This window comes from Hymenobacter sp. 15J16-1T3B, from assembly GCF_020711235.1.
In the GTDB taxonomy this organism is placed as follows: Bacteria; Bacteroidota; Bacteroidia; order Cytophagales; family Hymenobacteraceae; genus Solirubrum.
Genome location: NZ_JAJFAV010000006.1, coordinates 1 through 23,669 on the forward strand (window position 1 = coordinate 1; position 23,669 = coordinate 23,669).

General features: G+C 63.0%; 17 protein-coding genes. 11 read left to right on the forward strand and 6 right to left on the reverse strand.

Translation table 11 applies throughout. From position 1 onward, the window contains the following. Positions 1 to 250: 250 nt before the first annotated feature. From LJ737_RS11535 to LJ737_RS11555, 5 genes are all read right to left on the reverse strand, one after another. On the reverse strand, positions 251 to 1,465 hold the full coding sequence (locus LJ737_RS11535; protein ID WP_227765788.1) for a M16 family metallopeptidase: 1,215 nt from the start codon (positions 1,463 to 1,465) through the stop codon (positions 251 to 253). Between the two features lie 72 nt (positions 1,466 to 1,537). Further along, on the reverse strand, positions 1,538 to 2,737 hold the full coding sequence (gene porV, locus LJ737_RS11540; protein WP_227765790.1) for a type IX secretion system outer membrane channel protein PorV: 1,200 nt from the start codon (positions 2,735 to 2,737) through the stop codon (positions 1,538 to 1,540). A 51-nt stretch (positions 2,738 to 2,788) separates the two neighbouring features. Continuing rightward, positions 2,789 to 6,754, reverse strand: a complete 3,966-nt coding sequence (gene porU, locus LJ737_RS11545; protein WP_227765791.1) for a type IX secretion system sortase PorU — start codon at positions 6,752 to 6,754, stop codon at positions 2,789 to 2,791. A gap of 132 nt (positions 6,755 to 6,886) precedes the next feature. Further along, positions 6,887 to 7,624: a CDP-alcohol phosphatidyltransferase family protein gene (locus LJ737_RS11550; protein ID WP_227765794.1), complete on the reverse strand. Its 738-nt coding sequence runs from the start codon at positions 7,622 to 7,624 to the stop codon at positions 6,887 to 6,889. Between the two features lie 13 nt (positions 7,625 to 7,637). Then, a complete protein-coding gene (locus tag LJ737_RS11555; RefSeq protein ID WP_227765795.1) occupies positions 7,638 to 8,276 on the reverse strand; it encodes an MBL fold metallo-hydrolase in 639 nt (212 codons plus the stop codon). A gap of 100 nt (positions 8,277 to 8,376) precedes the next feature. On the opposite strand from LJ737_RS11555, the gene LJ737_RS11560 reads away from it, so the two are divergent. The 8 genes from LJ737_RS11560 (at position 8,377) to ccsA (ending at position 19,581) form a co-directional block, all read left to right on the forward strand. Further along, positions 8,377 to 9,474: an NAD(P)/FAD-dependent oxidoreductase gene (locus LJ737_RS11560; protein WP_227765798.1), complete on the forward strand. Its 1,098-nt coding sequence runs from the start codon at positions 8,377 to 8,379 to the stop codon at positions 9,472 to 9,474. A gap of 34 nt (positions 9,475 to 9,508) precedes the next feature. After that, entirely contained in the window at positions 9,509 to 12,772 is a 3,264-nt protein-coding gene (locus LJ737_RS11565) for a hypothetical protein (RefSeq protein ID WP_227765800.1), read from the forward strand. Positions 12,773 to 12,922: 150 nt separating this feature from the next. After that, complete coding sequence (locus LJ737_RS11570; protein ID WP_227765801.1) at positions 12,923 to 14,470, forward strand: T9SS type A sorting domain-containing protein; 1,548 nt, start codon at positions 12,923 to 12,925, stop codon at positions 14,468 to 14,470. A gap of 286 nt (positions 14,471 to 14,756) precedes the next feature. After that, positions 14,757 to 15,389, forward strand: coding sequence for a heme exporter protein CcmB (locus LJ737_RS11575; RefSeq protein WP_111480760.1), 633 nt, complete (start codon positions 14,757 to 14,759; stop codon positions 15,387 to 15,389). Positions 15,390 to 15,484: 95 nt separating this feature from the next. Further along, positions 15,485 to 16,156, forward strand: coding sequence for a cytochrome c biogenesis protein (locus LJ737_RS11580; RefSeq protein WP_227765803.1), 672 nt, complete (start codon positions 15,485 to 15,487; stop codon positions 16,154 to 16,156). Further along, positions 16,137 to 16,385: a CcmD family protein gene (locus LJ737_RS11585; RefSeq protein ID WP_227765805.1), complete on the forward strand. Its 249-nt coding sequence runs from the start codon at positions 16,137 to 16,139 to the stop codon at positions 16,383 to 16,385. The genes LJ737_RS11580 and LJ737_RS11585 overlap by 20 nt, the downstream gene beginning before the upstream one ends. A gap of 108 nt (positions 16,386 to 16,493) precedes the next feature. Then, on the forward strand, positions 16,494 to 16,922 hold the full coding sequence (locus LJ737_RS11590; RefSeq protein WP_227765807.1) for a cytochrome c maturation protein CcmE domain-containing protein: 429 nt from the start codon (positions 16,494 to 16,496) through the stop codon (positions 16,920 to 16,922). 79 nt (positions 16,923 to 17,001) lie between these two features. Next, positions 17,002 to 19,581, forward strand: coding sequence for a cytochrome c biogenesis protein CcsA (gene ccsA / locus LJ737_RS11595; RefSeq protein WP_227765809.1), 2,580 nt, complete (start codon positions 17,002 to 17,004; stop codon positions 19,579 to 19,581). A 387-nt stretch (positions 19,582 to 19,968) separates the two neighbouring features. Here ccsA and LJ737_RS11600 read toward each other — a convergent pair whose 3' ends face one another. Beyond that, positions 19,969 to 21,900: an NIDO-like domain-containing protein gene (locus LJ737_RS11600; RefSeq protein WP_227765811.1), complete on the reverse strand. Its 1,932-nt coding sequence runs from the start codon at positions 21,898 to 21,900 to the stop codon at positions 19,969 to 19,971. A gap of 132 nt (positions 21,901 to 22,032) precedes the next feature. Here LJ737_RS11600 and LJ737_RS11605 point away from each other — a divergent pair, with 132 nt between their 5' ends. From LJ737_RS11605 to iscX, 3 genes are all read left to right on the forward strand, one after another. Continuing rightward, entirely contained in the window at positions 22,033 to 22,854 is an 822-nt protein-coding gene (locus LJ737_RS11605; protein WP_227765812.1) for a Rossmann-like and DUF2520 domain-containing protein, read from the forward strand. 80 nt (positions 22,855 to 22,934) lie between these two features. Next, complete coding sequence (locus LJ737_RS11610) at positions 22,935 to 23,267, forward strand: 2Fe-2S iron-sulfur cluster-binding protein (RefSeq protein ID WP_227765815.1); 333 nt, start codon at positions 22,935 to 22,937, stop codon at positions 23,265 to 23,267. A 133-nt stretch (positions 23,268 to 23,400) separates the two neighbouring features. Further along, the gene (gene iscX / locus LJ737_RS11615; RefSeq protein WP_227765816.1) at positions 23,401 to 23,637 is read left to right on the forward strand and encodes a Fe-S cluster assembly protein IscX; all 237 of its coding nucleotides are present in this window, start codon (positions 23,401 to 23,403) and stop codon (positions 23,635 to 23,637) included. Positions 23,638 to 23,669: the final 32 nt, after the last annotated feature.

Consider the following 23,669-nt stretch of genomic DNA (forward strand, 5'->3'; position numbering starts at 1 on the left):
TCGCGCGTGAGCTGCTCGTTGCAGCTGATGCCCGCCTGCGCCCCCTCCGCCGCCGCCACCAGCGCCTGCTGCGCCGCCGGCATTTTATGCGCCACTTAAGATTAACCGAGTGCACTGATCTACGGAATTCGATAGTCTACATTAGATCTGCTTAGCGAATATATCTTTACCCACGAGTTGTCCTTATGATTTTCTGCAAAGCATGAAAAAAGGGTCACATTGCTGTGACCCTTTTTTGTTCTTAATAAGCTTAGGCGGCAGGACCTGCAGTGACGTGGACGAAATCAGAAGGGGATAAGTAGTGTTGAGCAAGCTCTTGCAACTGACTTGGCTGAACCGCTTCGACTTCGGATAGAAAACGGCTGTAGAAGTCGAGTGGAAGATTTAGTAGAACGATGGAACGGTATTTATCGGCTTGTTCGAACACTGTACCTAGCTCATTCAGAAACTTGCCTTGGATGTAGCTCTTGACGGTTTCCAATTCGTCTTCTGGAATCAGCGCATTCTGTAGGCGAAGCAGCTCGTGGTGTATTTCCTGAATGGCTATTGGGGCGTTGGCGGCATTAACGTCGGAGCCGATGACGCAGGAACTGGCGTGTTCACGCTGAGCGATGCTGGCGTAAATACCGTACGTGAGACCTTTGTCTTCGCGGATATTCTTCATCAGTCGCGAGCCAAAATAGCCGCCCAGTACTTTTACCAAGACTTGCAGTTGGTGAGTATTGGGATGCTGAGCGTCGGGCCACAGGCGCCCAATCCGAATTGACGCTTGTAAGCTATCAGGAACGGTAACATGGTCTGTTATCGGACCAGGCGCCGTCGGAGCGGCGCTCTTATCTGCGAGCAAAGCTGAAGCGGCTGTGGAAACAGAAAACAAGTCGCTGATAAGCCGTAGGTGCTCATCTTCTAAGGCACCACAAGCAAATATTTCGGCCTGTGACAACCCGTAGGCTTGGCGGTAAAACTGAGTTACGGCGTCGGAGTGAATGTCACGGAACGTAGTTTCGTCGAACACAGAGCCGTAGGGATGCTGCGGGCCGTAGAGGTTGCGCGCGAATCGTTCGGATGCTTGGTAGCTGGTTTTTTGCCGTTCGACGCGGATGTTCTGAATGGTGCGCGTCTTGATTTGCTCCAGCTCTTCCGCCGGGAACGTGGCGTGTAGCAATACGTCCTGCACCAGCGGCAGCAATTTGCTGAGGTGGCGCGAGAGGCAATACAATGTCAGGGTGGCGCGGTCGAAACCCTGCTCACAGTCGAGCGAGGCACCGTAAAAAGCTACTTCTTCCGCTATCTGGCGCGCCGAGCGCGTGCGCGTGCCTTCTAGAAGGGCGCGAGCCGTGAGCAGTGAGGTGCCAGGGGCGGGGTCGTACCAGCGGCCAGCCGGCACTACTACCTGCAAACGAACCACGGGTTGAGCCTCATGGGGCAGCACGTGCAAACGGGCGCCGTTGGGCAACTGCGACACAGTGGCCGAAGGCAAATCGACCCGGCCAAGTGGCCGGGTCGGGGGGGGAGCTAGACGGTTGAGCATCCAGAATTAGTTTGAGGGCGTGTCCTCGGAGGGAGCTACTGAGCCGCCCTGGTTACCGTTGAAGTTGAAGTGCAGGGAAACCCGAATGGTGTTGGCCAAGGGGTTGGCTTTGGAGTTCGGCACCAAGTAAGCGGCGTCGGCCCCGAACACCTGGTAGCGAAGACCCAGACCCAAGCACAGGTATTGCCGGTCACCCTTCTTAGGGTTTTCGTAGAAATAGCCTACGCGGGCCGCCAGCAGGTCGTTGTACCAATATTCGGCGCCGGCCGACAGGTTGATTTCCCGCATTTCTTCCTTGAAGCCTCCGGGAGCGTCACTGAACGAGCTAAAGATGCCGCTAACAATGCCTTTGTTGGCAATTTCGTTGTTCTTGGCTACCACTTCCGGGTCGTTGGGTGCTTTGCCGTCGATGTAGTACGGCGTGGGCACCAGCAGCTTGTTGGCGTCAACGGTCAGGGTGATTTTGTTGTAGGCGTCCAGCTCGCGCGTGATGGCCGTACCAATTTTAAGGTTGGTAGGCAGGAAGTCGGCCTGATCCGCTTTGGTGTAGTTAATCTTGTTGCCGATGTTGGCCACCGCGGCGCCAAACGACAGGTTGTAGTCCGATGCGCCGATGGTCACGTCGCGGGTGTAGTAAGCACCGAGGTCGACGGCGGCGGCGTTGCCGGGGCGGCTGTCCTGAATCTGGCTACCGGTGAGGTTGGAACGGATGTACCGGGCCGTGGCACCCAAGCCGAAGTACTGGCTCAGTTGCTGGCCGTAAGAAACGCTGATGGAGTATTCCTTGGGGTTGAAAGTACCGTCGGGCTGGTTGGTCGCGCTGCGGAAGTCAATCTGCCCAAGGTCGAAGTAGGTAATGGCAGCCGCCAGCGCAGACCGCTGGCCAAACTTCTTGTAGCCCGAGATAGAGGAAATGCTCATATCGTCGGTGACGTTGCGCAGCCACGGGGAGTACGAAGCCGACAGGCCGTAAGGGTTGGCCTCGAAGCCGAGCTTGCCGGCGTTGTGGTAGGCCGCGTTGGCATCGGGGGAGAGGGCCACCCCAGCGTCGCCAAGAGCCGCCGAGCGCGAATCGGGGCTGATGGTCAGGAACGGAACGGCGGTGGTGATGGTGTTGGGCTCTTGCTGCGCGTGCGCGGCGGTGGCGCAACCCAGCAGCAGGGCCGGGAGCAAGCAACGCGAAGCCGTCGGTTTCGGAAAAAGCATAAACGAAAGGGAAGAGTCGGGAAAAGCGGAGGTGAAGAAAAGCAGCTGGCGTTAATTCAGCAGCACAAGCTTTTCGAATTTGCTGACCTGCGAACCGTCGCGCGGGGTGCGCACGCTCAGGCGGTACACGTAAACGCCGCGGGCCAGCTGATCATTGTAGTCGTCGCGGCCGTCCCACTGAATAGCGCTGACGTGCGACTGGCTGCCGGCAACATACGCGGTGAGGGTGCGCACAAGTTTGCCGGACACAGTGAATATCTGCACCTGCACATCGAGCGCGTCGCCAAAGCGGTTGTGGTCGAAATGGAAGGTGGTGTGGCCGGCAAAGGGATTGGGGTAGTTCAGAATGTGCTCCAGGGCCAGCTTTTCGTCGCGGGCCACGATGAACTCGACTTCTTTTTCGGCGGAGTTGTTGAACGTGTCCCAGGCCTTCACGCGCAGCACGTGCGGGCCAACGGTAAGGTTCTTAAACAGGTAGCTGACGCGGCCGCTGGTGAATTTGTCGGTGTCGGCCGTGTAGTATTCGTTGAGCACGGTCACCTTGCTCGCGTCGTTGTCGAGGGTAGCCGTCAATTCGTGGCCGATGCCGGTGCCGGCCGTGTTGATGCCGTTGTCGTCGCTGAAGCGGCCCAGCAGCGTAGTGTTGGGCTTGGTGAGGCCGCCGAACACGAATTGTTCGGTGTCCATGGCCAACTTGATATCGGGCGGAATGGTGTCGTTCAGAGCCGTAGCGCTGGCCCCGCCGATGGAAATGCGCGGGTTGGCACCCTGCCCATCGATGTTTTGAGTCGAATCAGCGGCGTAGAAGCTGATTTTGCCGAAGCCGAAGCTGTAGTTGATGTCCTTGGGCACCACAAACTGCACCTGGAAGCGGCCGTTGCGCACGGTGGCTTTGCCGTCGTACACCACGTCTTTCTGTACGCTTATCCGGGCCGTGTCGCTTTCGTTGCCGAGGGTGAGTACCGTGGAGGGCTTTTCGTACACGGTTACTTGCACCCGGCCATTAAACGACGTTTGCAGCGCCGAGGTGACGGGATGCACGACCTCGCCTTCGAGGCGTACCTGCTGCAGCGCCCGGATGGTATCGATGGAAGCGTGGGCCGGGTCTTGGGCGTCGCTGATGCGGGTGGCGCGTACCGTGTAATACGGCATGGCCAAACGCATGCTCGGGTCGCCAAGCAGGGTGAAGTTGCGGTTGCGCACGTCCACCCCGTCGCCGTTTTTGCCCGCCACTACGGCGTCGCCCAGGCGGGGCCAGTTGCCGGTGCTGCTGTTGCGGGTAAACAGAGCCGGGATAAAGGCATTGGCCAGGGCCTGGTTGTTGGCCGCGTACACCAAGCGCGTGGTGGTAAACAGGCCAATGCCGCCGGCGCGGGTGTCGGTCAGGAGCTGTTCCCCGGCCGAGGTGAAACCGGGGTCGTCGTACCACGCAAAGTCGCAGGTGCCGGTGAACATGAAGGTAGGCCGCTCGGTGTTCTGCAGCGCCAGCACCGAGTTATTGGTCAGGATTTTCTCATCCATCCAGCCGCGGGGCCCGCCGTGCCCAGCGTAAGACACCATCAAGGAGCCTTGCTCAATGGAGGCGTCGAGGGCGGCGCTGGCGGCGGGCGACGACTGCCCAGCCGCGCTGCTCTGCTGCGGGTACATGTCCAGGTACACTTTGTTGACTTGGTACGCCGGGCGCGTGTTCACCAGCAGGTTGGCCGGCGCTTCGGAGTTGCCCAAGTGGATATTTTCGTCGCCGTCGTCGGCCACGAAGGTGACGCGGTTGCGCCACTTGCCTTGCGTAACGGGGGAATCGTAGGCAATCAGCTTGTCGACCATCGTGACGGCCTCGGCAGCCGAGTTGGGCTGCCCAACCGGAAAGCGGACCGGCAGGCGGCCCACGGCGGCATCCATCAGGTCACTGCCATCCGACTCGGCCCATTCGCCTTCGTCGTCGTCGAGGAATCCGAAGTAGTCGTCGGAGCAAAACGAGGGCAGCAGGTAGATGCGGTCGAATGACGAAAAGGACTCATAGGTCGGGATGAAGTTCTGGTTGTCGGCGTCGCGCAGCTGGCGGTTGCGCCACCAGCCCGGCAATTGCGCCGCGTCGTTTTGGGCATCCGACTTGTAGTCGTAGGACGCATCGCCGAAGAGCAGCACGTAGAGGCGGCCGGGCTGGCCGGCGCGCCGGTCGTAGATCATCTTCACAAAGTCGCGGATGGCCGTGATGTCCTGCCCGCCGGAGCTAAACTCGTTGTAGATCTGCTGGGGCGTCACCACCAGCGGGTTGAGCTGGTCGTGGGCGCGGCGGTGGTCGGCCAGGCGTTGGGCTTGGGCCTGAAACACGGGCGGAGTCACAATGACCAGGTCGACCGGGGCCGTCAAGCCCAGGGCGTGCAGGTTCTGGTTGGCCACCTTGCCGAAGGCGCGGGGCGTATCAAAGCTGCCGTTGGGAGTGAAGGCCACGTATTCGCGCAGGGAGCTGGTTTGCGCCAGAAAGCGGCCGTTGCTGTGCGTCACGTTTTGGGCCAGGCGCGGGTTGGTCACGTCCCACACCACCAAGTTGGTCGGCGCGCTCTGCACCTCAAACGCGCTGATGGCGTTGGGCGCCAGGTTGTCGAGGGAGCGAAACTCCATGGGGCGGCCGCTGAGCTGCAGGCGGCGCCGGGCCTGGATTTCCAGGTAATCGAGGTAGCCGGTGGCTGCAGCGTCGGACAACGAGCCGCTGTAGGTCATGCCCACGCGCAAATCGGAGCCGGACGCGGGCGCCGTCGTGGTGTAGGTCGTCAGGTCGCCAATGGCGGCTTCGGCGTAGCAGGCGCCCTGCGTCGGGTCGCAGAATACGCCGCGCACCGCCTGCGGAATGCCCACGCTGGTGCCGTTTAGCGTAATGGTAAAGGTGGTGGTGCGGCCCGGCAAGGACGTGGCAGCCACCGAAGACGTCAGCTTCAGGGGGGCGCCCGGCACCAGGTTGTTGATGCCCGAGAACGTGAATTCCTTTTGCGCGTCGCGGTTGAACCCTTCCCCCAGCCACTGCCGGCCCGACTTCAGCAAGTTGACCAACTCCCGCTCGTAGAAGAAGTGGTCGGTGTACTCGGTGATGGTGGCTGTCGGCGTGCCGCTCACGGCGGGCTGCGTTGCCACCCGGCGGCCGTTGGTGGCGCCGACGGTAAGAAAGTAGTAGGTAGTATCGGTGTAGATGTTCAGCTCGTGGCGGAACCGCTGGTCGTTGGCAGAATAAGACCAGGTGTGCGGGCCGCGGGCGTAGAACAGAAAATACTCGTCGTCGTCGAAGGTGGCGTTGTTGCTGCCGTTGTCGGCGAAGTAGATGGCGTTTTCCGCCAGGTCATCGGGGCGCTCGGTGCTGTTGGCCTGCGGCAGCATGCCGAGTCCGTAGCCAAACAGCTGCAGCTTGCGCGGATCCATGTTCTGCACCGCCTGGCCCATGAGGCTGCGCAGGTAGTTCTTGTCGAGCTTGTAGACGCCGCCCGTGCCCAGGTCGTTGTTGGTCACCCCGATTTTGTACCAGTCGCCGGCAAACAGGGCCGAGCGTTGGGCGTAGTTGCGGCTGGTGGTGCGGGCCTGGGGCGCGGTGCCGGTGCGGGTGGTGTAGCCGAAGCTGACGAGCTTTTCCAGCTGGCCGGTCTGGCTGTTGCGGCGCACGGCCGGCATTTGAGCAATGGTGGCCGGTTGGCGGTTTTCGGTGCCGTGGCGCAGCGTGAACTGCTGCACCGGCTCGGCCGCGCCGGCAAAAGCAGCGGCTTCTTTCGCGGTAAAGGGGGCGTAGCGTGCGTCCTGCAGCTGGACGTCGGTGATGTAACCCGGCAAGTACAAACTCACGGCGGGCAGCCGCTGGCCGCTGGCGAAAACGGCGCCTTTAAATGACGGTACGTACACGCCCCGGCTGCCGGTCGGGAAAATCAGCTCTTGGCCTTTCCAATCCAGGGTAACTTGTGGAGCCAGCGTTTGCGCCTGGGCCTGCCAGCTTAGCCCGAGAAGCACCCACAAAAGCAACGAAGTAGAAAACCGCATAAAAGCTAGATAAACAGCGTGGTGTGATGTTGGCGGACGAAGCTTCCGGCGGACCCCTCAACAATCGTTCCGGCCGTAGCGTTCAGTTATCGGCCTATACAACTAGCTGAGTGGGAAAATATTGTGCGCTCCTTATCCTTTGGCTGGAAGTCGCACCACCGACAACAGCACGTAGAGCAGAATGATGAGCGGCACCGCCGCGGCCCGCAGTACCGCCAGCAGCACCACCGACAAGATCAAAAACACGAAACGCAGCGAATTGTCCTGCCAGGTGAAGTTTTTAAACTTCAGGGCAAACAGCGGCAGCTCGGCCACCAGCAGACCCGACATCAAGAACGCCAGGCCCAGCAACACCCATGGATTCAGGATGAGGCCGCCCACGTTAAAGGAGTCGTAGGCCAGAATCACCGGCAGCGAGGCAATCAGCATGGTGTTGGCCGGCGTCGGCACGCCAATAAAGGAATCGGACTGCCTGGTATCGTTGTTGAACTTGGCCAGGCGCAGGGCCGAGAAGATGCTCACGGTGAAGGCCAGGTAGGCCAGGCTTTCAGGCAGCGCAGTCAGCGGCAGCACGTGCTGCAGCAGCTTGAAAAGAATGGCGCCCGGCACCACCCCGAACGACACCATGTCGGCCAGCGAGTCGAGGTCTTTGCCGATGGGGGAGGACACGTGCAGGGCCCGCGCCACCAAGCCGTCGAAGAAGTCGGCAATGGCGGCAATACCAATCAGGTAAGCGGCCTGCACCAGCGGCTGCCAATCGGGCGCAGCCGTTTGGCGCGGGTCGTAAGCCAGGATCAAGCTCAGCGCCACGCAACCGCAGAGCAGGTTCAGGCAGGTAAGGGCGTTGGGCAGGTGGTTTTTGATAGCCATCAGGCAAAATACACTAGCGCAGGAAAGGATTGGACAAGCGTTCGGCGCCCACCGTGGTGGCGGGGCCGTGGCCGGGGTACACGGTAGTTTCGTCGGGCAGGGTGAGCAGCTGCTCCCGGATGCTCTGGATCAGCGTGTCGTAGTCGCCGCCGGGCAAATCGGTGCGGCCGATGCTGCCGCGGAAGAGCACGTCGCCGCCGATGACAACCTTGCTTGGCTCGTGGTAGAACACCACGTGACCGGGCGCGTGGCCGGGCGCGAAGCGCACTTCCAGTTCGGTCTCGCCAAAGCGCAGCGGCTCGCCGGGCGTCAGAAAGCCCGTAGGCTCGGCCGGGTTGTACAGCGGAAAACCGTAGTTGGGCGCGTACGTCGGCACGGCGCGCAGCGTGGCGAGGTCGGCTTGGTGGATAAGAAAGGGCGTGCCGGGCCAGGTGTCGAGCACAAACTGATTGCCGAACACGTGGTCGATGTGGCAGTGGGTATTCAGCAGCAGCTCCACGCGGAGCTTGTTGTCGGTGATGAACTGCTGCAGGGCCTGCTGCTCCCGCCGCTCGTAGCAGCCGGGGTCGACGATGGCGCAGGCGCCGGTGGCGTCGTGGAGCAGGTAAGTATTTTCGGAAAAGGCGTTGAACGTAAAGCCCGAAACGGTCATGCAGAAAGGGAAAAGCCTGCCGCAAGGGCAGGCAGGGAACGGGAGGGTAAGTTACGCAATCGGCCGCGTACCGTCGGGCAAAGTGCGTATTTTGCCCGGAATGCAAGCTTACGCCGACTACCTCATCATTGGCCACGGCCTGGCCGGTGCCACCCTGGCCCGCACCCTGCGCCAGCGCGGCCGCCGCGTGGTCGTGCTCGATGCCCACCAGCCCGACTCGGCTACCCGCGTGGCCGCCGGCCTCATCAATCCCGTGGCCGGCAAGCGGTTCGCCCTGGCCTGGCGCATCAACGACCTGCTGCCCGCCGCCCGGCAGTTTTACCAGCAGCTCGAAGCCGAATCGGGCCGGCGGCTGTACTTCGAAGCGCCCATTCTGAAGCTGTTCAGTTCGGTGCGCGAGCAAAACGACGTGCTGGCCCGCTCGGCCGGCCACCCCTGGGGCGACTACGTGGCCGACCCCGCACAGCCCCTGCCCGCAATACCCGGCATCGAACAGCCTTTTGGCGGCCTGGAGCTGCGCCACGGCGGCTGGGTCGACACGTCCGCGCTGCTTGACGTGCTAGCCGAGGACGCGCAGAAAAACGGGGAACTGCGCGCCGAAACTTTTGTGCCGGAGCTGCTTGTTGCCGATGCATCCGGCGCCCGCTACGGCCCCGGCTTGCGCGTGGGGCGCGTGGTGTTCTGCGAAGGCGCCGCCGTCACCGCCAATCCGTGGTTCGGCTGGCTGCCGGTAACTCCCAACCAAGGCGAAGTGCTCGACGTGGAAGCGCCCGACCTGCCCACCGACTACGTGCTCAACCGCGGCGCCTACGTGGTACCGCTCGGCCAGGGGCGCGTGCGGGTGGGGGCGACGTACCGCTGGCCCCCGTTTAGCGCCGAGCCCACGGCCGAAGCCCGCGAGGAGCTAAGCCAGCGGCTGCGCGAGCTGACCACGGTGCCCTTCCGCATCACGGGTCAGCGCGCGGGCGTGCGGCCGGCCGTGCGCGACCGAAAACCGCTGTTGGGCACGCACCCGGCGCATCCGGCGCTGGCCGTGTTCAACGGGCTGGGCTCGAAAGGCGTGCTGCTGGCGCCCCGCTTGGCGGAGCTGCTGGCCGAGGCCCTCGAAACCGGCGCGGAACTATGGCCGGAAGTCAATATTATTCGTTATCAGGCGTTGTATCCGGTTACCTTGCCGCCGACTGCCACGCCCGCCTGACCTTCTCTCTTCGACCTGCCTTTTTGCAGCCGTTATGATGCACTTGTCCAATCTGACGCCCCGCCTGCGCTGGGGCATGCTGAGCCTGCCGGCCCTGGGGCTGGTGTTTCTGACCTCGACGGAGGCAGTGCAGGCGCAAACGGCGCAGGAAAGCTTTGGCCGCACCCGCATCCAGTACAAGAATTTTGACTGGCAGCTGCTGAGCACGGCCAACTTCAACGTGTACTACTACCAGGGCGGGGAGGCGGCGGCCCGGCGCGCGGCCGAGTACGCCGAGCAGGAGCTGCAGCGCATCACCTCGCTCATTGGCTACTACCCGTACTCGAAAACCACCGTGATGCTCTACAACTCGGTGGGCGACCTGCGCCAGAGCAACATCGGGCTGAACGACGACAAGTACCAGATGGGCGGCGAAACCTCGCTGCTGCGCATGACCAAGGTGCAGCTGGCTTTCCAGGGCCAGCAGACCTTGTTTAAGCGCGACCTGAGCTACCAGGTGACTAAGGTGCTGCTCAACGACATGATGTACGGCGGCTCGCTCAAGGAAGTCATCCAGAGCAGCTACCTGCTGCAGCTGCCCGATTGGTTTGTGAGCGGGGCTTCGGCCTACGCCGCCGAGGGTTGGAGCGTGGAAATGGACGACTACATGCGCGACATGACGCAGAAGGTCGAAAAGGACAAGGCGGCCCAGTTTTTCCTGCGCAACCCCGAGCTGGCCGGCCAGAGCGTGTGGAACTACATTGCCGAGCGCTACGGCTACACCAGCATCCAGAACATCCTGAACCTGACGCGCATCACGCGCGACGTGGAAACGGGCATCAGTTCCTCGCTGAACGTGCCGTACAAGCAATTCCTGCGCGACTGGATGGGCTACTACCGTCAGCTGAACGCCCAACCCGAAACCGCCTTCGTGCTGCCCGACGAGCAGCACCTGGTGCTGCACCGCAACCGCCGCAACAGCAGCTTCAACGAGCCCGTCATCAGCCCCGACGGGCAGCGCCTCGCCTTCACCACCACCGACCGCGGCCGCTACCGCGTGTACGTGGCCAACGTGGACGGCTCCAGCAAGCACCTCGTGTTTGCGGGCGGCTACAAGTCGCCCGACCAGGAGGTGGACCGCCGCCTGCCGGTGCTGACCTGGCGCAACAGCGCGCAGCTGGCCATTGCCGAAGAATCACGCGGCAAAATGGTGCTGCGCCTGCGCTCGGCCGACAGCGGCCCGTTCGGGTCCGTGGTGCGCTTGAAAGAGTCGTTGCCGTTCATCGGCGACCGGGGCAGCAGCGTCTTCAATCCCTACTCGCAGGTGCTGAGCATGGGCTACTCGCCCGACGGCAAGGCCCTGGCGTTTAGCGGCGTGCGCAACGGGCAGGCCGACCTGTACCTGCTGCGCGCCGGCTCGCGGCAGCCCGAGCGCCTGACCAACGACGTGTTCGACGACGTGCAGCCGGTGTTCATGCCCGACGGCCAGTCGCTGGTGTTTAGCTCCAACCGCTGGCTCGACTCGGCCGGCACGGCCAAGGGCTCCTTCAAGGGCGTCGTGAACAACTACGACCTGTTCCGCTACCGCCTCGACGGCTCGGCGCAGCCGGTGGAGCAGCTGGTGGCGACCATCTCGAACGAAACCCGGCCGCGCGTCCTGTCGGACAAGGAAATCCTCTTCCTGAGCGAGGAAAGCGGCGTGCGCAGCGTGTACCGCTACGACCTGACCACGCGGCAGCGCAGCCCCGTGACGAGCTTCCTCAACAACGTCAAGAGCTTCGACTACAACCCGAAATCGGGGGCGCTGGGCTTTGTGGCCGCCGACCGCGCCCGCGACTTCGTGTACGCCTATCCGAAGTACGAGCTGCCGCAGTACCTGACCCTGAGCAAGACGGCCCGCCAGGAAATCTTGGAGGACCGCTCGGCCGCCGCAACGCGCCCGAAACCCAAGCCGCAGGGCGCGCCGGCCACCAGTGCTGCGGGCAGCAACGCGGCGGGGGGCAACGCGGGCTCGAACCAGCAGGCCGCGCCGGCCCGCGGCAAGGATCAGAACGTAAACGTGAGCGACTACCAATTTGAGGAAGACGCCCCGCGGCCCCGGCAGCGGCGCACGGCCCCGACGGTGGTGCAAAAGCCCACGGCCGTCACGCCCGGCGTAACCGGTCCGATGCGCTACGACACCCGCTTCAGCCTCGACAATGTGGTGTCGACCATCTACAACGACCCACTGCTCGGCTTCGGCTTTATCGGGCAGGCCACGATGTCGGACCTGTTTGAGGACCACCGCATCCGGGCCGGCATCTTTGCCCTGACGGACCTGCGCACCAGCAGCATGTACGCGGAGTACACCAACCTAAAGCACCGCTACGACTGGAGCATTGGCTTCCAGAAGCAGAGCTACTACGTCGCCAACGACCTTTCGCCCAACGTGTACATGGGCCGCTACGAGGTGACGCCGGGCATTTCGTACCCGCTCTCGCACAACATCAGCGTGCGCGGCAACCTGCGCTACGTCAACAGCACCTATTCCAACCTCAACGACCTGGGCTCCACCGACCGGCGCGACCAGTTTGTGGGCGGTTCGGGCGAGCTGGTGTTCGACAACTCCATTGCCACCGGCGTCAACATGCTGGAGGGCACCCGCATGAAGGTGGGCGTGCTCAAGCTGGACCAGCTGAACAACTCCCAGGGCGACTTTGGCAAGATTTACGTTGACTTGCGCCATTACCAAAAGGTGCACCGGCAGATCATTTGGGCCAACCGCGCCAGCTACGGGCAGTTTTTTGGCAACGCGCCCAAGGTATTCCGCCTCGGCGGCATGGACAACTGGCTGAACTCGCGCACCGACGACAGCCGCGAAGTGGAGCCGCAAGGGGATAAGTCGCCGGCCGACTTCTTCTACCAGCAATTTGTGACCAACCTGCGCGGCTTCAACTACAACGCCCGTTCGGGCCCGAAGTACGTGCTCTTCAACTCTGAGCTGCGCGTGCCCATCATCCAGTACTTCTCGCGCAAGCCGATTTACTCGGGCTTCTTCCGCAACCTGCAGCTGACGGGCTTCGCCGACGCCGGCACGGCTTACCGCGGCGCCAACCCGTTCAACTTCAACAATTCGGTGAACAGCGAGCTGTTTGGGGGCAACGGCAACGCCTTCTCGGGCACGGTGACCAACTTCCAGAACCCCTTCCTAATCGGTTACGGCGCCGGCATGCGCACCACCATGCTGGGCTTCTACACCAAGCTGGACGTGGCCTGGGCCCGCAAAGACGGCAAGGAAACCGGCCCGAAATTCTACCTCTCGCTGGGCTACGACTTCTAGCCATTCAGCAACTGTATTCCTTCTAACTCCGGCCCCGGTAGCGTAGTCTGCCGGGGCCGGCGGCGTTTTTAGGGACGAAAAATCGGGGTAACCGGCGCGGCTGAGGGCAGTTGTGTTTCTTTGCAACTCACCCAACACACCCACATTGCTATGAAAAGACTCCTACTGTGCGCCTTGGCGCTGCTGCTGGCCGCGGCGGCGCAGGCCCAATTCCAGACCGCCGGCACCGGCCGGCGCTACACGCTGGCGCAGCTGAGCACGGTTGCCGGCGCCGCCTACGTGGCCCCAAACGGCACCGAATGGCGCATCAACGACACCATCCGGCTGGCCCCTACCGACACGCTGAGCATCACCACCAACGAAACTATCCGGGTGGCGGCCCTGGCGCTGGTGTACATCGACGGGACGCTGCTTATCAACCCGCCCGATTCGGTGAAGTTTACGGCCCAGAACACGGCCACGCCCTGGCACACCCTAAGCTTTTCCAGCACGGCCGGCGGCTCGCGCCTGCGCCGCACCATCGTGGAGTACAGCGCCGGTATTCGGGCCAACGGAGCCAATCTGCAGTTGGTTGACTGCGTGATTCGGCGCAACGTGGCCACGCTGAGCACGCCCGGCGGCACGCGCAGCATCGGCAGCGGGGCGCTGAGCTTGTCGGGCAACCGGGCGCTGGTGCAGGGCTGCCGCTTCGAGCGCAACGCCCGCTCGGGCATCATCACGCCGGCCAACATTGCCACCTCGCCCATCATCCGCGACTGCCGCTTCCTCGTCAACAACGCTGAAAACGGCAACTACCCGCAGATCAACCTGGGCCCGGGCACGACCGACACCATTTACATTGAGCGTTGCCTGGTGGTCGGCGGGGGCGCGGCCACCAACATGGGCGGCGGCATTGGGTTGTCGAACCTGCTGGGCGGCGCCAGCGTGAGCAAGGCCGTGGTGCGGCGCAACATCGTGCGCAACAACCGCTACGGCCTGACGGTGACGGCCACCAACTTCGCCGTCTACATCACCCAGAACATCATCGAGAATAACAACACCAACGCCAACGCCAACACCGGCGGCAGCGGGCTGAACTTCACCGGCAGCCAGTCGCAGACGGGCGTGGTGTCGCGCAACGTGCTGCGCGGCAACCTCTGGGGCGTCACCATCGTGAAGTCGGGCACCACGGCCACCAGCGGCCCGCGCATCAGCTTCGGCCACCTGGCCAGCACCGATACCACCGACCGCGGCTTCAACTCGATTCTGGGCAACGGCAACGGGGGCGTGGTGTACGACCTCTACAACAACAACGCGACTACGGACACCATTTGGGCCGAAAACAACTGGTGGGGCACGAGCGTGGCGGCCGATGTGGAAGCCCACATCGTGCACAACGTCGACAACGCCACCTTCGGCTTCGTCGATTTTCGGCCGTTCCGGACCGCGGGCATCCTAGCCAACCGCGCGGCCCGGCCGCTGGCGCTGGAAGTGTACCCCAACCCCGCCCGCGACGCCGTGACGCTGCAGGCGCCGGCCGCCGGGCGGGTGCAGGTGTCGCTGCTGGATGCCGCCGGCCGCGTGGTGCAGCAGCGCACCCTCACGGCCACCGCCGACGGCCGGGCCGCCCTGCCGCTGACGGACCTGAAAGCGGGCTTGTACCTGTACCGGGCCGAACAGGGCGGACGCACCGCTACCGGGCGGCTGCTGGTAAAATAACTCGACGGTAGAGCCAGGTAACGACCAGGAAACCGAGGCGTCCGTCAAATACTCAGCATTTATTCCTGAGCCTGCCATCAACTACCTGGCAATTGTAAACTGGCAGTCAGCGCCTAACATCATTGAGCGAGCCGGCCCCCGCAGGGAGCCGGCTCGTTGTTTTGTAGGATGCTCAGTATCACATATTCAAGCGGCAACGTCCCCTTTCCGGCCGCTGGGTTGTATCTTTGCAGTCCCGCAAACCACCCGACTGCCCGTGCAGCTGCTCCGCGAGATTTGGTACCTGATGCAGAAGGACTTCCGCCTGGAATGGCGGCAGCGCGCCGCCCTCAACGGCATGCTGCTCTACGTGGGCAGCACGGTGTACGTGTGCTACCTGAGCTTCGTGCGCGGCGGGCAGCTGCCGGCCCCGGCCTGGAACGCGCTGTTGTGGGTGATTCTGCTGTTTGCCGCCATCAACGCGGTGGGCAAGAGTTTCCTGCAGGAAAGCCGGGGGCGCTTGCTTTACTACTACACCCTGGTGCGGCCCGAGGCCATGATCCTGGCCAAAATTGCTTACAACGTGCTGCTGCTGCTGGGCCTGAGCTTGCTGGCCTTCGGGGCCTATGCCGTCGTGCTCGGCAACCCGGTGCAGGACGTGCCCCGCTTCGTGCTGGTGGTGGCCTTGGGCGCGGTGGGCTTTGCCACGGCGCTTACCCTGATTTCGGGCATTGCCGCCAAAGCCGCCAACAGCAACACGCTGATGCCGATTCTGGGCTTTCCGGTGGTCATTCCCATTCTGCTCCAACTCATCAAAGCCGCCAAGAATGCCCTCGACGGCCTCGACGCCTCCCCGCAGCCACTCTACATGCTCGGGGGCCTGAGCCTGCTGGTCGTGGCCGTGTCGTACCTGTTGTACCCGTTTTTGTGGCGAACCTGACCTGGTAGTGAATGGTTGGTATCGGGTAGGGATACTGCCTGATGCCGGGGCCCCGCGCCGCCTTCCTACGCAGTCCTTAATACCCGATACCGAACATGAAAAACGCCTGGTGGAAAGTGTTGACGGTGGTGCTTTTGCTCTACACCGTGGTGATGGGCCTGCTCGGCCACGCGCCGCGGTTGGCCATCCTCAACGAAACCATCCGCAACCTTTACTTCCACGTGCCGATGTGGTTCGGCATGACCATCATCCTGTTTGCCTCGGTGGTGTACTCGGTGCGCTACCTGCGCAAGCCCTCCGACCGCCTCGACGTGCTGGCCCACCACACCGCCGTCACCGGCATCGTGATGGCCTGCCTGGGGCTGGCTACCGGCAGCATCTGGGCCCGGTATACCTGGGGCACCTGGTGGACGGCCGACCCGCGCCTGAACGGGGCCGCCGTGGCCGTGATGATTTACGGCGCCTACTTGGTGCTGCGCTCCTCCATTACCGACGAGCAGCAGCGGGCCCGCATTTCGGCCGTCTACAACATTTTCGCCTTCTGCGCCGCCATTCCCCTGCTGTTCATCCTGCCCCGCCTCACCGACTCGCTGCACCCCGGCGCCGGCGGCAACCCGGGTTTCAGCAAGTACGACCTCGACAACAACATGCGCCTGGTGTTCTACCCGGCCGTCATTGCCTGGACGCTGCTCGGCGTCTGGATTACCAACGTGTCGGTGCGCCTGGCCCTCGTCAAACACAAGCTGTATGAAAAACAACTGGCTTAACCAGTTCTCGCGCCGCGCCCTGCTGGCGCTGGCCGCCGTGCTGCTGCCGCTCTACTCGGCCCTGGCCCAAGCGCCCGAAGCCGGCCCCGAAATGGCCGACCAGCTGCGCCAGGACGGCAAAATCTACGTGGTGGTGGCCGTCATCGTGGTCATCGTGGTGGGGCTGCTGGCCTACTTGGTGAGCATCGACCGCAAAGTGAGCCGCCTGGAGCGGGAGCTGCGCGACTAACGAAAATCATTTCGAGGGGCCGGATTTTTTCTGCCCTTTGTAGTTGTTTCAACGGGCTGGCTGCCGCGTAGCCGGTCCTATTTCCCGGCTGCTGTTGTCTTAAGCACCATGAAAAAAACTCATTTGCTGGCCCTCGTGGTCATTGCCATTGCCATCAGCATCGTCATGGCCACCGCCGGCGACGCCTCGGTATACGTCTCGTTCAAGGAAGCCAAGGAACTGGCCGCCGACGGCGACCTGCGCAAGGTGCACGTGGTAGGCCGCCTGCCCCACGACGCGCAAAAGAACATCGTCGGAATGCAGTACAACCCGACGCTGGACCCGAATTACTTCGCCTTCATGCTGGTGGATACCAACCATGTGCAGCAGCAGGTGGTGTACTACAACCCGAAACCGCAGGACTTCGACAAGTCGGAGCAGGTGGTCATCACCGGCAACATGCGCAACGACATTTTCGTGGCCGACAAGATTCTGCTGAAGTGCCCGTCGAAGTACGTGGAGAAGGAAGTGAAAGGCGCTACGGCGTCGATCAACTAAACAATACAACTACCGGTGAGCAAGGAGCCGGGCGGCCGCGGGCCGCTGACGGGCTTGCGCACTGGCCATTGAGGAAAGCATGAACATCGGCGACTGGGGACATTTGGGCGTTATCGTGGCCTTCGTGGCGGCGGTAGTGTCCGCGTTGGGGTATTTTATGGCGGCGCGCGGCCGGGCTTTGGGCGAGGTGGATGCCTCGTGGCAACGGCTGGGGCGCGGTGCGTTCCTGGTGCATGGCGTGGCCGTGCTGGGCGTCATCGTGGCGCTGTTCGGCATCATTCACGGGCACCGCTACGAGTACTATTACGCCTGGTCGCACAGCAGCAACCACCTGCCGGTGTACTACATGATTTCCTGCTTCTGGGAAGGCCAGGAAGGCTCATTTTTGCTTTGGATTTTCTGGCACGTGCTCATCGGCTTCTGGCTGATTCGCGGCGCCAAACAGTGGGAGGCGCCGGTTATGGCTGTGTTTGCCTTCGTGCAGCTGTTCCTCACGTCCATGATTCTGGGCGTGATGCTGGGCGGCATCAAGCTGGGCTCCTCGCCCTTCATTCTGATGAAGGAGTTCATGCCCGACCTGCCGGTCTACAAGCTCAACCCCGACTTTGTGCCCCAGGACGGCACCGGCCTGAACCCGCTGCTGCAAAACTACTGGATGGTGATTCACCCGCCCACGCTGTTCCTGGGCTTCGCCCTCACGCTGGTGCCCTTTGCCTACGCCATTGCCGCGCTCTGGAAAAACCAGCTGACCACCTGGGTGCCCCAGGCCATTCGCTGGAGCCTGGTGGGCGGCGGCGTGCTGGGCGTGGGCATCATGATGGGTGCCTATTGGGCCTACGAGACGCTGAACTTCGGCGGCTACTGGAACTGGGACCCGGTCGAAAACGCCGTGTACATTCCCTGGCTGGTGCTGGTGGCAGCCCTGCACGGGCTGGTGCTCTGGCAGCGCGGCAAAACCGGCCTGCGCACCGCCTTTAGCTTGGTGGTAACCACCTTCCTGCTGGTGCTCTACGCCACGTTCCTGACGCGCTCCGGCGTGCTGGGCAACGCCTCGGTGCACTCCTTCACCGACCTGGGCCTCTCGGGCCAGCTGCTGGTGTACCTGCTGGCCTTCGTGGTGCTGAGCGTGGCCCTGCTGGTGTGGCGCTGGAAGCAGATTCCGGTGTCGGAGAAAGAGCTGACCATGTACCACCCCGAGCTGTGGGTGTTCATTGGCGCGACGGTGCTCTGCCTGGGCGCCTTCCAGGTGCTCGTCACCACCAGCATTCCGGTCTACAACGCCATTGTGGGCTTCTTCGGCGTGAAGTCGAACCTGGCCCTGCCCGCCGACCAGATTGCCCACTACACCAAAATTCAGCTGTGGCTGGGCGTGTTCGTGGCCCTGTTTTCGGGCATTGCCCAGCTGATGTGGTGGCAGCGCAACGACAAGGAAACCGTCAGCGCCACCTTCACCATCCCGGCCATTCTGACCCTGCTCGGCGCCAGCCTCGTCATCCTGCTGGTGCGCCAGAACGGCGACCATCAGATGTCGCTGCCCTACATTGCCCTGCTGACCTGCGGCCTGTTCGGGCTGCTGGCCAACGTGAGCATGCTCATCCAGTTGGTGCGCCGCGGGGTGCGCCTCTCGGGCGGTGCCGTGTCGCACATCGGCATTGCGCTGATGCTGCTGGGCATCCTGGCCTCCGCCGGCTATTCCAAGATTATTTCGCAGAACACCTCCGGTCTGCTCTACTCGCGCGAATTCTCGGAGGAGCTGAACCGCGACAACGTGCTGCTTTGGCGCAATGACGTGGCCAAAATGGGCAAGTACGAGCTAACCTACACCGGGCAGTACTTCGATGTGCCCGGCGTGCCGGAATACGTCAACAAGGAGCTGCTCTTCCCCGTCGCCAACGACGAATACAAGGCCATTGCCCGCGGCGAAATCAAGGCAGGGGAGAAGACCTACTACAAAGCCGGCGACACGCTGGAAGTACGTCCTGAGGACACCTACTACCGCGTCAACTACAAGGACACCAAGTCGGGCAAGGAGTTCGTGCTCTTCCCGCGCGCTCAGGCCAACGAGGAAATGGGCGGTCTGCTCGCCTCGCCCGACATCAAGCTGTTCTGGGACCACGACATCTACTCGCACATTTCGTCGGTGCCCGATCCGAACAAGGAGAAGGACTGGTCGGAAGCCAAGAAGTACTCGGTGGCCATGAACGACACGCTGTTCTTGAACGACTACTTCGCCGTGTTCAAGAACGCCGAGCCCGCGCACAACACCGCCGGGCTGGGCCTCTCGAAGGACGACATTGCCGTGCAGGGTGACATCATCGTCTACGGCGAGAAAGGCCGGCAGTACCACGTGCACCCCATCTTTCTTGTCAAAAACGGCATGGTGGGCCGCGTGGCCGACGAAATCGAAGACCTGGGCCTGCGCATCACCCTCGACGAAATCGACCCGCAGAAAGGCAAGTTTACCTTCGGCGTGGCTACCACCCAGAAGGACTACGTCATTCTGAAAGCCATGGAAAAGCCCTTCATCAACCTGCTCTGGAGCGGCACGCTGCTTATGGGCCTGGGCTTCGGCATGGCCGTGGTGCAACGCGGGCGCAAGCCCAAGGCCGCGCCGGCCGGCAAAGCTCCGCGCAACGCCAAGCACGTGCAGGTGGCCTAACAGCCCGCTCGCTTACCACGCTGCCACGGGCCGTCCGACCACTCGGACGGCCCGTGGCGCGTTTAAATGGTCATGAGCCGGGCGTAAGGTCCGGGCGCCAGGGGCAGCACCAGCTGCTCGCCGCGGCCATCCGACCGGCTTTCCTCCTCAATGCCGCTGTTAAAGGGCCGCGCAACGGTTAAATGCGGATGTACGCGCTGAGCAGGCTGTCCCCTAGGCCAAGCTACCGTACGCCGTGTGTAGGCCGATAGCGCATCAACAGTGCTTAACCCGATGCTGCCGATGCTGCACGCGGAACCCAGGACGCGGCGCCGGCAGCGGGGCAAAAAACAACGGGCGGCTCGCGTTAGCGGGCCGCCCGTTGGCAACAACCAGTGAAGGGAATCCTTACTTGGTGATGCTGATGGTGCGCATCATGTACTGGGCACCGTCGCTAACCTTGAGGGTGTAGAGGCCCTTGGCCAGGTGCGAGAGGTTAACCGGCGTCGACACGTTGTCACGCACCGAAGCCGTGTGCACGCGCTGGCCGAGCAGGTTGGTCACTTCCAGCTGCAGGCCGTGGGTGGCGTTGGCGCCGCGCACGTCCAGCGTAAACTCGCCGTTCGAGGGGTTCGGGTACACGTTGATGGCCGATTCCAGCGCCTTCGACACGCCCGTGGTCGTGTTGAAGATAGCGTCAACCATCAGGATGCCGAAGTTCTGCGAGGCAATATCGCCGGGGGTGTTGGCGCCGGTGAAGTTAATCGGGGCCAGGCTGTAGAACACGCCCGTGCGGGTCGGGTTTTCCAGCTGGAAAGCGGCCGGGTAGAAGATTACGCTGCCGGTGGGGTTCACCACCCCAATGCCCAGGTAGAAGTTGCCAGCGGCCAGCGTGGCCGGGGTCGTGAACGTGAAAGCCTTGTAGGCGTTCAGGTCCGTGGCCTGCACCACGTAGTCAGCCGAGCGGGCTACAACGTTGCCGGCTGCATCCAGGGCCAGGGCAAACACCGTGCGGCCCACCGTGGTGTTGGCCGCCGTGGCGCTGCTCACCAGGTAGATGTTGGCGCCGCTGATTTGGCGCGAGGCCGAGAGGTTGAACTTGCTCAGGAACGCACCGGTGGCGTTGGTAGGCTGAATGCCCACCAGCGAGTTAGCCGGCGTGCCGTTTTCGTAGCTGTAGGTGTTGCTGGTCACCTGCTGCGTAACGGTCTTGGTGTTGTTGGCCGCGTTGTCGTCGGCCAGCAGGCTCACCGTGATGTTGTTGGTGCCCAGCGCGGCCGGCGAGAACGTGCCGAAGTTGACGGTGGTCTGCGCGCCAACTGCCAGCGAGGGTACGGCCTGGGTGTTGGAGTAGGTCGTAGCGCCCGATACGCTCAGCGTTACCGGAATCAGCGTCTGGGCCGTGGTGCCCACGTTGCGCAGCACCGCCTGCACCACCTGGCCGCCGCCGCCCGTCAGCGGTACTTTGGTGGCCGAGTAGATCAGCTGTACTTCGATGTCGTTGGCGTACTGCGGGGAGAAGCGGTAGGTGCGGCCGGCGTCCGGCAGCACCGTGTTGCGGATGTTCAGCGCGTTGGTCGTGCCGTCGTAGGGCAGGTCGCTGAAAGTGGTCGTCGACCAAGCGTTGACCGACGCCTTGCTGGCCGTAATAACCTGGCCCTGCAGCGGGCTGGTGCCCTTCAGGCCGGCCGTGGCCCAGTGCGGGTTCGAAGTGAGCGTGCTGGCCACCGCCGAGCCGTACACGAACTCGATAACGTTGGTGCTTTCGTACAGCTTCACCTGGAAGGAGATATTGGCGTACTGCTTGGCTACTGCGGTACCCGTCTTGTCGCTGACGTTCTTCCACTGAATCGTGCATACCCGGTTCGGGGCCGTGCCGGTGGTGGCCACGCGGTACTCGGCGCCGCCGGTGCCCGAACCAGCTTCCAGGTCCAGGTTGAACGGAATGATCAGGTTCGCGTCGGCCGCGTTGATGCTGTTGATCGGACCGCCGGTCTGCGGGGCGTTGTCGGCCGTGAACAGCGCGGCGGAGCTCGGCGCCGTCGTGCCCAGCTTCACGAAGCCGTTGGTGTTCAGAATGAACTGGGTAAACGACTGCCCGTTGAAGTTGAAGGCAAAGCCGATGTTCTGGGGCGTGGAGTTGGCGTCGTCGGTGCTGGTAGTGCTGATGACGGTGCCCGTAGCGGCCAGATCGGTGTAGGTGCCGGCCACGTTCTGCACGAGGGGCACGGTGTAGTTCAGGGTTTGTGCCGAAGCAGCGGTACCGGCCAGCGACAGCAGACCCAGCAGGGCCAAGCCACGCCAGTTGCCCCGGCGGGCAACGCGTTTAGAAGAAACCATGGGTGTGAGTAGGGGTGAGTGAATAAGAAGAGAAAAAAGTGAGACGAAGGCTCGGTCAAGCGGTATGCGCACCGTATTGACGCTACAAAATGCGAAATTCCGCCGTTCTTTCCGCATTTAAGCTGTCGGCTCTTGCCTGATTCCCTCAAAATAACCCTGTTAGGTGCGGGCCGCGTGGCTGCCCAGCTGGCCCCGGCCCTGGCCGATGCCGGCCACCGGGTGGTGGCCGTCTGGAGCCGCCGGGCCGCCTCGGCCGCGGCCGTCGCCGCGCCGTTAGGTGCCGCCGTCCTGCACGGCGCGGCGCCCGACCTGCGCCGCGCCCCCGCGGCCGACCTCTACCTGCTGGCCGTGCCCGACGACGCGGCGGCCGGGGTGCTGGGGGAGGCCCGCTGGCCATCCGGGGCGCTGGTCGCCCACACGTCCGGGGCGCTGCCGCTGGCCCTGTTTGCGGCCCGACCGGAGGTGCGCGGCGGCGTGTTCTATCCCCTACAAACCTTCAGCCCCGGCCGCGTCATCGAATGGGCGCAGGTGCCGCTGTGCCTGGAAGCTGCCGACGCGGCCGGCCTGGCCGTGCTCCAAACGGTGGCGGCCTCGCTCAGCCAACGGGTGCTGCTGGTGGGCACGCCCCAGCGCCGGCAGTTGCACGTGGCGGCTGTGTTTGCCAGCAACTTCACCAATCACCTGCTCGGCGTGGCCGATGCCTTGCTGGCCGAAGCCGAGCTGCCCGCCGACCTGCTGGCCCCGCTGGTGCGCGAAACCGTGGACAAAGCCCTGCAAAACCCGCCTTTTCAGGTACAAACCGGCCCGGCCATCCGCCGCGACGCGGCCACTATTGCTACCCACACGGCGGCGCTGGCGGCGCACCCGCGCTGGCAGGCGCTCTACGAGCAGCTGACGGCCAGCATTCAGGCCGCCGCCGCGGCGCCGGAGCCGCCCGCGGCCGGTGCGGAGTAAACATCCGGCCCGGTTTCCGACTTTATGCAGCGGCCTGCGTACCTTTGCGGCCTTATTTTCACCTCGCAAGCAACTTTCGCGTGAAAGCCGTCAATATCACTTTCAAGTTTTCGGACGGGCAGCCCGAGCAAACCCACGTGGCCGCGGAAGGCGAGTCGGTACTCGATGTGGCGCTGAACAACGGTATCCAACTGCAGCACAATTGCGGCGGCGTATGCGGCTGCAGCACCTGCCACGTGTACGTGCTGCAGGGCGGCGACGAACTGCCCGAAATCAGTGACAAGGAGGAAGACTTCATCGACCGCGCCGTCAACCCGCGCCTCAGCTCCCGCCTGGCCTGCCAGTGCGTGGTGCAGGCGGCCAGCGAAAACCTCGTCATTGAAATTCCGCCCCAGGATTTTCTGGGCCACTAATTTTTTAATGTGCGGAATGTGGTTGAAGGTGAGTAGTAGGCAGAATGCTGCTCAGCTCCGTTGCTGAATGCTTCTGCCTCCACTCATTTTCCACATTCAAGCACATTCACCCCACATTCTGCACATTACCAATATGACCCACTTCGAGCCGCCGATGCACTGGCAAGACCACGAGGACATTGCCATGGCCCTGTACGAGAAGTTCGGCGACGATTTCACCGAAGCCAAAATCTACCGCATCCGCTTCACCGACCTGCTGGAATGGGTGCTGAGCCTGCCCAACTTCCAGGGCACCCGCGAGCAGGCCAACGAAGGCCACTTGGAGCAAATTCAGGCCAAGTGGGTGTACGAGTGGCGCGACAACCAATAGGTTCAGCTGGAAAGCCAAGGAGGGTAAGGGGC

What these genes read in the sequence shown, in the direction of transcription:
- porU (WP_227765791.1), bottom strand. Translation starts at nt 6,754, where the DNA reads ATGCGGTTTTCTACTTCGTTGCTTTTGTGGGTGCTTCTCGGGCTAAGC.
- LJ737_RS11555 (WP_227765795.1), bottom strand. Translation starts at nt 8,276, where the DNA reads ATGACCGTTTCGGGCTTTACGTTCAACGCCTTTTCCGAAAATACTTAC.
- LJ737_RS11575 (WP_111480760.1), top strand. Translation starts at nt 14,757, where the DNA reads ATGCAGAAGGACTTCCGCCTGGAATGGCGGCAGCGCGCCGCCCTCAAC.
- iscX (WP_227765816.1), top strand. Translation starts at nt 23,401, where the DNA reads ATGACCCACTTCGAGCCGCCGATGCACTGGCAAGACCACGAGGACATT.
- LJ737_RS11570 (WP_227765801.1), top strand. Translation starts at nt 12,923, where the DNA reads ATGAAAAGACTCCTACTGTGCGCCTTGGCGCTGCTGCTGGCCGCGGCG.
- porV (WP_227765790.1), bottom strand. Translation starts at nt 2,737, where the DNA reads ATGCTTTTTCCGAAACCGACGGCTTCGCGTTGCTTGCTCCCGGCCCTG.
- LJ737_RS11585 (WP_227765805.1), top strand. Translation starts at nt 16,137, where the DNA reads ATGAAAAACAACTGGCTTAACCAGTTCTCGCGCCGCGCCCTGCTGGCG.
- LJ737_RS11600 (WP_227765811.1), bottom strand. Translation starts at nt 21,900, where the DNA reads ATGGTTTCTTCTAAACGCGTTGCCCGCCGGGGCAACTGGCGTGGCTTG.
- LJ737_RS11565 (WP_227765800.1), top strand. Translation starts at nt 9,509, where the DNA reads ATGATGCACTTGTCCAATCTGACGCCCCGCCTGCGCTGGGGCATGCTG.
- LJ737_RS11550 (WP_227765794.1), bottom strand. Translation starts at nt 7,624, where the DNA reads ATGGCTATCAAAAACCACCTGCCCAACGCCCTTACCTGCCTGAACCTG.
- ccsA (WP_227765809.1), top strand. Translation starts at nt 17,002, where the DNA reads ATGAACATCGGCGACTGGGGACATTTGGGCGTTATCGTGGCCTTCGTG.
- LJ737_RS11580 (WP_227765803.1), top strand. Translation starts at nt 15,485, where the DNA reads ATGAAAAACGCCTGGTGGAAAGTGTTGACGGTGGTGCTTTTGCTCTAC.
- LJ737_RS11560 (WP_227765798.1), top strand. Translation starts at nt 8,377, where the DNA reads ATGCAAGCTTACGCCGACTACCTCATCATTGGCCACGGCCTGGCCGGT.
- LJ737_RS11590 (WP_227765807.1), top strand. Translation starts at nt 16,494, where the DNA reads ATGAAAAAAACTCATTTGCTGGCCCTCGTGGTCATTGCCATTGCCATC.